The 12,341-nt window shown below is 49.8% G+C and carries 11 protein-coding genes; 8 read left to right on the plus strand and 3 right to left on the minus strand.

Annotation, left to right across the window (positions count from 1 at the left end):
- Positions 1-197 precede the first annotated feature (197 nt).
- Together DWU89_RS16775 and DWU89_RS16780 are read left to right on the plus strand one after the other, a co-directional pair.
- Positions 198-506, plus strand: a complete 309-nt coding sequence (locus DWU89_RS16775) for a nucleotidyltransferase domain-containing protein (protein WP_115500787.1) — start codon at positions 198-200, stop codon at positions 504-506.
- Complete coding sequence (locus DWU89_RS16780) at positions 503-901, plus strand: HEPN domain-containing protein (protein ID WP_115500788.1); 399 nt, start codon at positions 503-505, stop codon at positions 899-901. Before DWU89_RS16775 ends, DWU89_RS16780 begins: the two co-directional genes overlap by 4 nt.
- A 137-nt stretch (positions 902-1,038) precedes the next feature.
- Here the strand turns inward: DWU89_RS16780 and DWU89_RS16785 are convergent, their stop codons facing one another.
- The gene (locus DWU89_RS16785) at positions 1,039-1,992 is read right to left on the minus strand and encodes an NAD-dependent epimerase/dehydratase family protein (protein ID WP_115500789.1); all 954 of its coding nucleotides are present in this window, start codon (positions 1,990-1,992) and stop codon (positions 1,039-1,041) included.
- A 179-nt stretch (positions 1,993-2,171) separates the two neighbouring features.
- On the opposite strand from DWU89_RS16785, the gene kbl reads away from it, so the two are divergent.
- The 6 genes from kbl to DWU89_RS16815 all read left to right on the plus strand — a co-directional run bounded on the left by kbl (position 2,172) and on the right by DWU89_RS16815 (position 7,537).
- The gene (kbl, locus tag DWU89_RS16790) at positions 2,172-3,362 is read left to right on the plus strand and encodes a glycine C-acetyltransferase (RefSeq protein WP_115500790.1); all 1,191 of its coding nucleotides are present in this window, start codon (positions 2,172-2,174) and stop codon (positions 3,360-3,362) included.
- Between the two features lie 124 nt (positions 3,363-3,486).
- Positions 3,487-3,726 (plus strand): hypothetical protein, encoded by a 240-nt coding sequence (locus DWU89_RS16795; RefSeq protein WP_115500791.1) that lies wholly within the window; start codon positions 3,487-3,489, stop codon positions 3,724-3,726.
- Between the two features lie 4 nt (positions 3,727-3,730).
- The gene (locus tag DWU89_RS16800) at positions 3,731-4,129 is read left to right on the plus strand and encodes a type II toxin-antitoxin system RelE/ParE family toxin (protein WP_115500792.1); all 399 of its coding nucleotides are present in this window, start codon (positions 3,731-3,733) and stop codon (positions 4,127-4,129) included.
- A complete protein-coding gene (locus DWU89_RS16805; protein ID WP_115500793.1) occupies positions 4,116-4,961 on the plus strand; it encodes a histidinol-phosphatase in 846 nt (281 codons plus the stop codon). The genes DWU89_RS16800 and DWU89_RS16805 overlap by 14 nt, the downstream gene beginning before the upstream one ends.
- Before the next feature lie 104 nt (positions 4,962-5,065).
- Positions 5,066-5,752, plus strand: coding sequence for a response regulator transcription factor (locus DWU89_RS16810; protein WP_115500794.1), 687 nt, complete (start codon positions 5,066-5,068; stop codon positions 5,750-5,752).
- Positions 5,753-5,767: 15 nt separating this feature from the next.
- Positions 5,768-7,537 carry a sensor histidine kinase gene (locus DWU89_RS16815; protein WP_115500795.1) on the plus strand — a complete coding sequence of 590 codons (1,770 nt, stop codon included), beginning with the start codon at positions 5,768-5,770 and terminating at the stop codon, positions 7,535-7,537.
- 2 nt (positions 7,538-7,539) lie between these two features.
- Here the strand turns inward: DWU89_RS16815 and DWU89_RS16820 are convergent, their stop codons facing one another.
- Positions 7,540-9,924, minus strand: coding sequence for an ABC transporter permease (locus DWU89_RS16820; RefSeq protein ID WP_115500796.1), 2,385 nt, complete (start codon positions 9,922-9,924; stop codon positions 7,540-7,542).
- A gap of 40 nt (positions 9,925-9,964) precedes the next feature.
- Complete coding sequence (locus tag DWU89_RS16825; protein WP_115500813.1) at positions 9,965-12,322, minus strand: ABC transporter permease; 2,358 nt, start codon at positions 12,320-12,322, stop codon at positions 9,965-9,967.
- Between the last annotated feature and the right edge of the window lie 19 nt (positions 12,323-12,341).

A 12,341-nucleotide genomic window follows, 5' to 3' on the forward strand; every position in this document is an offset into this window, starting at 1 on the left:
TTTTCTGTCCCTTAAAGATAAGAATTCTATTACTCTTTTACAATTTCTTCTTGGGCTTTTTCACACAGTCTCTGAAACGGACGGCAAAAGAGAACCTGCGGGGCAGGGATATGAAATAACAGGAAGAATAGAGAGAAGAAAAGATATTTTCCATATATTTGTCTCTCGCAATGCATAACACATAATACATTACAGTCATGACCCGTCCAGAAATCGTACAACGCATCCGCGAAGTCCTCCGCCGCGTAGCCCCCGAAGCCCAAGCAATCCTTTACGGCAGCGAAGCCCGTGGCGACGCCCTCCCGGATAGCGATATCGACCTGTTGATATTGGTAGATAAGGAGCGGATAAGCCTAAAAGAAGAAGAGAAGATCACCGATCCTCTTTATGACATCGAAATAGAGACAGGTGTAATGATCAGTCCCCGCGTCTTTTCCAAAAAGCTCTGGGGAAAGCTGGTCACCCCCTTTTATGAAAACGTAATGAGGGAAGGAGTACTGCTATGACAGACGAAGAAAGACACATCCTTGTAACCTTGCGCCTGCAAAACGCAAAGGCTACATTATCCGAAATACCCGTCCACTTAGAACACGGTTTCTGGAACACCGCCGTCAGCCGCATGTATTATGCCTGCTATTATGCCGTCGCCGCCCTGCTGTTGAAACACGGTATCAGTGTCAAGACCCATTCCGGCATCCGAAACGCATTCTGTAAGGAATTTGTGCTGCCCGGAATGGTCGACAAGGAGCAATCACGTTTCTACACCAACCTGTTCGACTACCGTCAAACCGGCGATTACGACGATTACATCATGATGGACGAAAGGAAGGTAACTGAGCTCTATCCGAAAGCCATCCTCTTCATCGACACGCTCGAGCGCCTGATAACCGAGACAAATTAAGTTCTTTTGCGGCCCCGCGTCGGAGCGCGGGGACAGGTCGCAATGACACGCTAAAAGGGGCGTGCCGGTAACGAAAAGCCCTGTAATAGTGACACTAAGAGTGTCGCCATTACAGGGCTTTACTTATGGGAGGAGGATTACTTGCTGAAACGTTCTTTCAGTTTAGTCAACATATCCTTCGTCATGGAGTCGAGGTCGTATTCAGGCTTCCAACCCCATTCTTCGCGTGCACAAGTGTCGTCCAGGGAGTTCGGCCATGATTCGGCGATAGCCTGGCGCAACGGGTCTACGTCGTATTCCATCTGGAACTCCGGCATATACTTCTTGATGTTGTTGAAGATGATTTCCGGGTCGAAGCTCATGGAGGCGATGTTGAAGGAGTTGCGGTGAACGAACTTCGTAGAGTCGGCTTCCATAATCTCGATAGCGGCGCGCAGGCCGTCCGGCATGTACATCATATCCATAAATGTACCCTGCTTGATCGGGCATACGAACTTTTCGCCTTTAGCGGCCGAGTAGTAGATATCGACTGCATAGTCTGTCGTACCGCCGCCCGGAGGTGTCACGTATGAGATCAGGCCGGGGAAGCGTACGGAACGCGTGTCGACACCGAAACGGATATTGTAGTAGTCGCTCAACAGCTCGCCGGAGACTTTCGTCACGCCGTACATGGTACGCGGGTTGCGGATCGTGTCCTGCGGAGTTTTGTCCTTCGGCGTGTTATTGCCGAATACGCCGATCGAACTCGGGGTAAACACTGCACAATGCATTTCGCGGGCTACTTCCAATACATTAAACAAACCGCCCATACCGATCTTCCAGGCAAGCTGCGGTTTCGCTTCTGCTACGGCAGACAGAAGGGCTGCCAGGTTATAAATCGTATCTACCTTGTATTTGGACACTGTCTCGGCAATCTGCTGCTCGTTCGTAATGTCCACGATTGCAGAAGGCCCTGATTCCAGCAATTCGCCTTTCGGTTCCTGTCCGGGGATATAACCTGCTACAATGTTACCACCGTAGATACTTCTCAACTTCATGGTCAGTTCCGATCCGATCTGGCCGGTAGAACCAATAACTAATACATTCTTCATTGCGTTTGATGTTCTTTTAAGTTTTTTTCCGAGGCAAAGGTATAGAGAATAAATGCATTCCTACACGAATTTCTTATGTTTTTTTAGTCTATATATTCAAAAAAAGTGTGACCTTTGCCTCTGCCTAATTGAATATCGACAATTGTCAATTAAAATAATACTAACAAAAAACAAACGTTATGTACGGTAAACTGAAAGAATTCCTGACACAGGAGCTGGCAAACATCAAAGCTGCCGGATTGTATAAGAACGAGCGTATCATCACTACTCCCCAACGGGCTGACATCAAGGTAAACGCAGGAAGCGACGTGTTGAACTTCTGCGCAAACAACTATTTAGGCCTGTCGGACAACCAACGTCTGATCAAAGCGGCTAAAGAGGCTATGGACACACACGGATACGGTATGTCGTCCGTCCGTTTCATCTGCGGTACACAGGATTTGCACAAACAGTTGGAGGCTGCTATCTCCGATTACTTCAAGACAGAAGATACGATTTTGTATGCTGCCTGCTTCGACGCTAACGGCGGATTGTTCGAACCGTTGTTCACGGAAGAGGATGCTATCATCTCCGATGCATTGAACCATGCTTCCATTATTGACGGCGTACGTCTGTGTAAGGCTAAACGCTATCGCTATGCAAATGCCGACATGGCAGACCTGGAACGTTGCCTGCAGGAAGCCCAGGCACAGCGCCACCGCATCATCGCGACGGACGGTGTGTTCTCGATGGACGGAAATGTCGCTCCGATGGACAAGATTTGCGAATTAGCCGAGAAGTACGACGCATTAGTGATGGTCGACGAGTCTCACTCTGCCGGTGTTGTCGGCCCGACGGGACACGGCGTTGCCGAACAGTTCGATTGCTACGGAAAAGTGGATATCTTCACCGGCACATTAGGTAAGGCATTCGGTGGCGCTATGGGCGGTTTCACGACCGGAAAGAAAGAAATCATCGATATGTTGCGCCAGCGTTCACGTCCTTATCTGTTCTCCAACTCGGTTGCTCCGGCTATCGTCGGCGCCAGCTTGGAAATGTTCAAGATGCTGAAGGAAAGCGATGCTTTGCATACGAAACTGATGGGTAACGTCAGCTACTTCCGCGACCAGATGATGGCTGCCGGTTTCGACATCAAACCGACTCAATCGGCTATCTGCGCCGTTATGCTGTATGATGCTAAACTGTCTCAGGACTTTGCTGCCCGTATGCAGGAAGAGGGTATCTATGTAACCGGTTTCTACTATCCGGTAGTACCGAAAGACCAGGCCCGTATCCGCGTACAGTTGTCCGCCGGCCACGAAAAAGAACATCTGGACAAGGCGATTGCCGCATTCATCAAAGTGGGAAAAGAGCTGAAGGTTATCAAGTAAGTTTTTCCCCTCTCAAAAGACAAAGGGCGAAGTCAGGAAACTGTCTTCGCCTTTTTCATTTAAAACGACTGCTCTTCTGAAGAAAAGAGCTATCTTTGCCCTATCACAAAAACACCATAAAGATATGATAACAACCGTAACTATAGACGACAGCCGTCCCGAAGCAAAAGCTCTTATCGAATATCTGCGTACACTCAGCTATGTAGAGGTAGAAAACGAAGAAGAGGATATAGATTATGGCCTCTGCTATTCCGTGCAAGAAATGGATGCCAGACTGGACCAGACGTTAAAGGAGATGAGAGAAGGGGGTGGCATGGACCACGAAGAAGTCTTCAAGAGAATAATGAAAACATTTGACGAGTAATGTAATGAAACAAGTGAAATGGTTTTCCGGGGCAAACGATGATTTGGACCGGCTTCGTTTTTATTGTGAAGTCTGTTTTGGAAATCGTGCAGCCAAAAACATCATCGCATCCACGATGAAGAGAATTGATCAGCTTGGTGATTTCCCCGGTATGGGGCCTTTAGAACCGTTATTGAATCACCGGCCGGAAGCATGGCATTCTCTTGTTATACACAGAAACGTTAAAGTGATCTATATAATCGGCAGCCAGTCAGTTAATATCGCAGCCCTATGGGACACGCGCCGACAGCCGAAAGCATTGGCCAGCTATATCGATAAGATTATCGAAACGGAACCGGCCATTCTGAACGAACCTGTAGTACCCTATATAAAAACAGACAAGAAAGATTATGCAACTCAGTAACTATCATAGTCATTGTACCTTTTGCGACGGGCGGAGCACGGCGGAGGACTTCGTTAAGTTTGCCATCTCGCATGGATTTCGTGCCTACGGCTTTTCTTCCCATTCGCCACTGCCGTTCGAGACGTTCTGGAATATGTCGAAAGACGATATGCCTGAATATCTGATGGAGATCGAACGGCTGAAAAAGAAGTATGGCGACCAACTGGAAATATATGTCGGGTTGGAAATCGACTTCTTAGATGAGACCTATAATGCCTCTATCCCCTATTTCCGGAACCTGCCGCTTGACTACCGCATCGGTTCCATTCATTTCCTGCCGGTAGCCCTTCCGCTTGCGGAAGAAAACATGGTTTGCATAGACGGTTCTTTCAGGGACTACCGGAACTCGGTCGACACCTATTATGAAGGGGATATCCGCAAACTGGTTGCCCGCTATTTCGACTCTACGCTGAAGATGATCGAGACCGGCGGGATCGACATTGTCGGGCACATGGATAAAATCTATATGAACGGACAGAAATATGAAGCCTTCGACCTGGAGGCGGACTGGTACCAAAAGCCGCTCGACGACTGCCTGCACCTGATCGCCGAGAAAGGGCTGATGGTAGAAGTCAACACCAAAAACCTGCAAAAGAAACAAGAGCTTTACCCGCATCACGATTACCTGCACCGCCTGTGCGAACTGGGTATCCCGGTGATGGTCAACTCCGACTGCCATTATCCCGACCTGGTGAACGACGGACGCGCCGAAGCATTCGAACTGCTGAAAAAGGCGGGATTCAAATCCACCCGCGAACTTATCGGCGGAAAATGGGAGGATGTGGCAATTTGAGGCATTTGTAACAGAAACGTAACATGTATTTCATTCCTTCGAAATACCGAACTGCGTCCTTTGCAGAAATAAATTATATTTGTAATAAATAAGACACATCGGTTATGGATATGCAAAAGATTCTTGTGGTGGACGATGAAGAGGATTTGTGTGAGATCCTTAAGTTCAATCTCGAAATAGAAGGATATGAAGTAGACACCGCCTTCAGTGCCGAAGAAGCCCTGAAGATGGATATCCCTTCTTACCAATTGCTGCTGCTGGACGTCATGATGGGTGAAATATCCGGCTTCAAGATGGCCAGTATCCTGCAAAAAAACGAGAAGACGGCCGGCATCCCTATCATCTTCCTGACTGCCAAAGATACGGAAAACGATATGCTGACAGGCTTCAACTTAGGAGCAGACGACTACATCTCCAAACCATTCTCGATCCGCCAGGTCGTAGCCCGTGTGAAAGCAGTCCTGCGCCGCACGACCGATAAAGAGAAACCGCAGGAAAACGAGCGTCTCGAATACGAAACACTTTCGCTCGACATAAAGCGCATCAAGGCGACTGTCGACGGACAGGAGGTGTCCCTCACCAAGAAGGAATTCGAAATACTAAGACTACTGTTGGAGAACAAAGGAAATGTATTCTCGCGCGAGGAAATCCTTTCCCGGATATGGAAAGACGAAGTTTACGTGCTCGACCGTACCATCGATGTAAACATCACCCGGTTGCGTAAGAAGATCGGGCCGTACGGAAAGAACATCGTCACCCGCCTCGGTTTCGGTTATTGTTTTGAAGGCTAATCAAAGAGTACGAAGATGGTTAAAATAGAATCGGGGACAAAAAACAGAATACCTTTCAGCCAACGGCTCTTCTGGTCGATATTCGCCATGTTCCTGGGGTTTACGGCTTGTTTCCTGTTGTTCCAGTATCAAAGGGAGCGGGAGTTTGCACAGGAGAAGTTAAATAATGTACTGGGGAATTATAACTACCAACTGTTTCGCCGCACGCAGCAGGCCGAAGACATTAATAAGGTTGTCCACCTGTTTATCAGCGAGATCCCGCAAAAGGACCTGCGCGTCACGATTATCAATCCCGACGGGAAAGTCCTGTTCGACAACAGCGGGGCAGAAGAGTTCAACAACCATAACGACCGTAGCGAAGTGCGCAAGGCACGCCTTTACAACGAAGGGTTTGCCATCCGCTCGTCCAACTCGACGGGAAAACGCTATTTCTACACGGCCACGAATATAGGCGGATACATCTACCGCTCCGCCCTGCCCTGGGACCCGTACACGCAACGCGTCCTGACAATCGACACGGACTTCGTCTACTTCATGGCACTCATGACGCTGATATTCTTTTTCGTCCTCTCCCGCTTCACGTTCAGTATCGGGCGGACGATCTCGAAGCTGCGCGACTTCGCCTTGAATGTGGAGAAAGACCGGATACCGGAAAACGAATATACATTCCCGAACGACGAGTTGGGGGATATCTCCAAGAATATCGTCAGCCTCTACCACCGCCAGCAGAAGGCCAAGAACGAGCTTTCAATGGAGCGCGAGAAGCTGATCAAGCACTTCCAGTATGCCAAAGAAGGGTTTGCCATGTTCACAGCGGAGGGCAGGGAGATATTGTCCAACATCCTCTACGTACAGTTTGCCAACGTGATCTCCGACATCCAGATACGGCAGTCGGAAGATGCGATCGACATACCGGAACTCGAACCGATCCACCTTTTCCTGAGCAAGAATATCCCCAACACAAACCGCAAGCGGAAAGTCTTGCGCGAATCGGTCACGATAGACAAGAACGGGAAGATTTTCCTGATCGAATGCATCCTGTTCCTCGACAACAGCTACGAGATTTCCATCAACGACATCTCGCGCCAGGAGGAAGAGAGCAGGATGAAACGCCAGTTGACGCAAAACGTCGCGCACGAGCTGAAGACCCCCGTCAGCAGCATCCAGGGCTATTTGGAAACCATCATCAACAACCCGACACTGCCGGACGAGAAGCGTCAGTTCTTCCTCGAACGCTGCTACTCGCAAAGCACACGCCTGACAGGCCTGCTGCGTGACATATCCGTGCTGAACCGCCTGGACGAAGCCTCCGAAATGTTCGAGCTGTCGGATGTGAACATCCCGAAACTGATCGGCGAGATCGAGAAGGAATGCTCGAAGGAGATCGAGGAAAAGAAGATCACGACGGAAGCGATCCTGCCGGACAACCCGACGATATACGGCAACTACTCGCTGCTCTACTCCATCTTCCGCAACCTCTACGACAACGCGATCGCATACGCCGGCGACGGCATCCACATCACGGTGAATTGCTACAAGGAAGATCCGAAGTTCTATTACTTCAGCTTCTCGGATAACGGCGTCGGCATCTCCGAAGAACATATCAACCGTATCTTCGAACGCTTCTACCGTGTCGACAAAGGCCGCAGCCGCAAGGTTGGCGGGACCGGGCTGGGCCTCTCCATCGTCAAAAACGGCGTGAACTTCCACAAGGGACAAATCTCCGCCAAGAGCGGCCTGGGCAAAGGAATGACCTTCTTCTTCACACTAAAGAAGAAGATATAACCCTACTCCACATGTATGCTCTCCACCGGGTTCTCCCGGGCTGTGCGCCAGTTCTGGAAGGAAACGGTGAGGAGGGTGACTAAAAGGATGATGCCGAAGGCCAGGACAAATACCCACCAGTAGACCGGCGTCCGGTAGACAAACGTCTTCAGCCAACCGGAAGCCAACATATAGGCGACAGGCGTAGCTAAAATAAAGCAGACGACCACGATATAGAAATATTTGCGGTTAAACATCAACAGTATATCCGCCACCGTCGCCCCGTGCACCTTACGGATGCCGATCTCCTTCCGGCGGTACTGCGTCTCGAAGATCACCAGCCCGAAAACACCGACTATCGAGATCAGGATCGCCAACACGCTGGACCACGTCACCATCTGCTTCACAAACTCCTCGCGATGATAGAGCTGGTTGTACAGGGAGTCGTAGAACTCGATCTCCAACGGATAGGATGCATCTATATTGGCCGCAGCTTCACGGATATAGCCGACGACTTTCTCGGCATCAGCCCCGGCACGCAACCGGATATACGAGAAATTGAGCGGCTGCATCACCTTCGGCGTCGAGACTAAGAAGGCCATATTGGTTTTCTCCTCGCGCATCGAGGTCAGCAGCACATCGTCGGTAAAGCCTACGATGCGGCCCGGCCCCCAGCCCATATCGACCAGGTCGCCGAGGTGGAGGTCGTTCGCCCGGCGTGCCGTCTCGTTGAAGACGAAATGGTTCAGGCTGTCCCGCTCGTCCGTACGGCTAAAATTATCCCCTTCCGTCAGGCGGATGCCCATGACATCGAGGAAGGATGGCGAGACATTGAGCAGAAAGCCATTAAACGTTTCTTCCTTACAGGAGAATTCATACGTGGAATAGGAATCCTCGCCTCCGAACTTCTGGAAAGCGAAGGCAACGTTCTCGATCTCCGGATATTTCATTAACTGGTCGACATACGCATCGCGATGCTTGCCCGACATCTCGTTGCTCAGCTCCGCTATCACAATCCGGTCGCGGTCGAACCCTAAGTTATAATGCCGCATGAAATAGTTCTGCAACTGGATGATGCAAGCTCCGACAATCAGGGCGATAGAAACGACATACTGCAACCCGATCAATGCCGTACGCAGCCGCTTCCCGGCAGGCGACAGCCCGAAACTCCCCTTCAACACCAATGCCGGAGGGAAAGACGTAATGTAATAAGCCGGATAGACACCCGCCAGCACGCCTACCAGCAAAGCAATCGCCCCCGTCGCAGTCACGACGGAAAGATTTGATAGTAAACTGATATCCGCCTCGACAAACGAGAGGAACTGCCCCCTATTGAGCAGGTAAATCCAGACAAGCGCCAGGACATAGGCAACAAGGCAAATCCCCGCCGCCTCTACTAATAGCGAAAGGCGGAGCGCCCCGGCAGGGCTTCCCAACACTTTCTGTGTATTGATACTCCGGATGCGCATCGGCGTCAACGCCGTACTGAAATTCATATAATTGACCGCCGCAATCAACAGGATCAGCCAGCCGATAAAGAAAAGCAGGCGCACCGTATCCGGGCTTTGCGTCTTCAGCGGGCTTGCGCCCCACACATCCTGCATATTCATATAATGTATATCCTCGAGCGGAATCAGACGCAAGTGTAAATGATCCGCCCCCCAGATCTGCGAGTAGTCGAACGTACGGTTAAAGTTGTCCTCCACGGCGGCGGCAGACTCCGGGCTGTCGAGCAGCAGGTAGCACAGCCAGTTCGACCCGCCCCACTCCGTCGGTTTGCGGAAAGAGGCGTCGATCGCCATGTAGATATTGTTGCTTAGTTGCGTATTCTCAGGGAAATCGCGGTAGACGGCCCCTACCGTCATGTTTTTTACCGTCTTGGTCCAGACCCAGTCGTGCGAATGGATCTGTCGGCCGACAGCCGGTTCGCCGGCGAACATCCGCCGTGCCAGGCTCTCCGGGATGATCGCCTTCTCCGGGTCCTCGAGACAACTGCCGTCACCCTCGACAAAGGTGAATCCGAAGATATTCACAATATCGGGATGACAAGTCGTGACCCGTTCACGGAACCCCTTCTGATCGCCCCCCTCACCGATTGTAAGGTAGTAGCGCTTATCGTAAGGCGTAATCAGCGTCCCTGCCTCGATATGCGGAGACGAGGCGATCAGCACGTCGGGGAACGCCCCCGGATAGATCACACGCCCGTCGGCCATGACACTGTCACAAAGTTCAGCCAGAAAAATCCTTTCCGCCTTCGGATGACAACGGTCGAAGCCGTAATCATACCGTACCTGCATCATCAGGATCAGAAACGCAGCAAAAGCAACCGAAAGCCCGGCAACATTCAGGAACATCGCCATCTGAAAACGCCGGAACATGCCGAGAAAATTACGTACAAGTGTCTTCATAATCTATTATTCATATATCCATAATTCAAAATTCCTAATCCTACTCTATATGTATGCTCTCCACCGGATTCTCCGTCGCAGCCTGCCAGTTCTGGAATGTTACAGTCGCTGCCGTAACCAGAGCGATCATCAGAAAAGCCAATGGGAATGTCCACCAATAGACAGGTGTACGTGAAGAGAAGTTCTCCAACCACTTATTTACTCCGTACCAAGCAACCGGTGCAGCAATCACGAAGCATATCAAGACAATACGCAGGTAAATCAGGTTGAACATCACCAAGATCTCCCCGATCGACGCACCATACACCTTACGGATACCTATCTCCTTGCGCCGGTACTGCGTTTCGAAGAAAACAAGCCCGAACACGCCAACGATGGAAAGAATAATTGCCAGAAGCCCGAACAAGGAAATGATGTTCTTTAGATATTGCTCCTTATGATAAAGCTGATCGAACACAGAATCGTAAAAGCGGATATCGGCCGGATAAGCCGGGTCGATCGATGCCAGCGCCTCATGGATATGATTGACTGCCTCTTCGGCGTTTGCCCCTGCCCGCAGGCGGATATAAGACACCGGCTTCGGATCATGGTTGACAATGAAGGCGACATCTGCCTCCTCTCCCCCAAGCCGGAAAGAAACAACCCGTACATCATCCGTAAATCCGGCAATATATCCTCTCATGCTGCCAGAAATCTCATGCCCCGCCTCCATCTGAATGCGTTCGCGGGCGGAGCGGTTATAGATGAATGTCGTTACCGTGTCACGCTTGGCATCCGCCTCCGTAAAGTCCCGTCCTTCCGTCACCTCTATCCCCATCACGCGCAGGAAGTTCCACGAAACAGAGAGCATATAGGTATAATACTCTTTATCTCCATATTTCATTGACTGCATCATGTATGAATCCTTCCCTCCGACCAAGAGTGACGAGAAAGCGACATCCTCGATCTCTGGATATTCCTTTAATTTGGCCGAATAGGCATCTTTGTGCAACATGGCCATCTCCGGATTCAGCTCGACAATGGCGATCTGGTCCTTATCGAACCCTAAGTTGAACTCGCGCATATGCCGGTTCTGCAACTGTATGAACATCGCACCGATGATCAGCCCGATCGAGATGATATATTGGAAGCCGATCAACACCGTGCGCATCCTGCGTCCGCTTTTCGAAAGCCCGAAATTGCCTTTTAACACCAGCGCCAGCGAGAAAGAGGTCATATACCATGCCGGATAGAGCCCGGCAACCAAACCGATCCCAACCGAAACAACCAGCAGGATACCCATCAACCCTATATGGTTCCGCAATAATGTATCTGCCTCAACAAACGACAACCATTGCAACTCATTCAATACATAAACCAATAGAAAAGCTAATAAACAAGCCAATATACTGATACATACCGCCTCACTCACCAAAGCCAAACGAAGTTCGCTGACAGAACTGCCAAGCACCTTTTGCGTATTGATACTTCTCATCCGTATCGGAGCCAGCGAAGTACTGAAATTGGTAAAATTAATACCTGCAACCAAGATAACCAACAAGGCGATCAGAAATAACAGATGAACGGTCGACGGATCGCCGGATTTAATATAGTCGCTCAGTGATGTCGGCCGATAATAAATATCGGTCAATGGCACGAGACTGATATGCATATCCTCATTGTTATAATGTTCCTTAAAGTTGAATATACGATTGAAGTTTTCCTCTACAGCTTGGCGCGATTCCGGTTTATCGAGCAACATATAACCGATAAAACATTGCGTATGCCAATCTTCTTTTCCGAAATCATCAAGCGGCAAGTAGATATAATTTTCCAACTGGGTGTTCTTGGGAAAGTCTTTATAGACGGCTCCCACCGTCATACTAGTCGATTCCCCGAGATTATGGGTAGTGATGATATGCTGTCCGATGGCAGAGGCATCATCAAACATGCGCTTGGCCAAGCTCTCGGGTATCATAGCCATATCCGGATTCCGCAAACAATATTTATCACCTTCAAGAATAGTAAAGTCGAATACATCGACAATCTCCGGATAACAAAGTCCGAATGTTTCCTGAAATCCACGCCGTTTTTCCCCTTCGCCAACCTTAAGGTAAAAAGGATACCAGGTAGTCAGAATCAAAGTTGACTTTTCGATATGCGGAGATGACTGAAAGACAGCATCAGCAAAAGCCCTTGACAGAATAGGAGCGAATTTATCATCCGCACCCCTGACGCGATCCAGGCGTACAACCCGGTCGGCCGTCGGATGACAGCGATCAAAATTGCGCTCATATTCAATCTGCATCATAATGATCAGAAAAGCGGCGAAAGCAACTGTAAGCCCTGCAACATTCAGCAATGTTGCCATCTGGAAGCGTCGGAATACGCTCAAGAAATTGCGCAGAAGTGTTTTCATAATGAATTGCATTTATCTA

Source organism: Parabacteroides acidifaciens (genome assembly GCF_003363715.1).
Taxonomy (GTDB): domain Bacteria; phylum Bacteroidota; class Bacteroidia; order Bacteroidales; family Tannerellaceae; genus Parabacteroides; species Parabacteroides acidifaciens.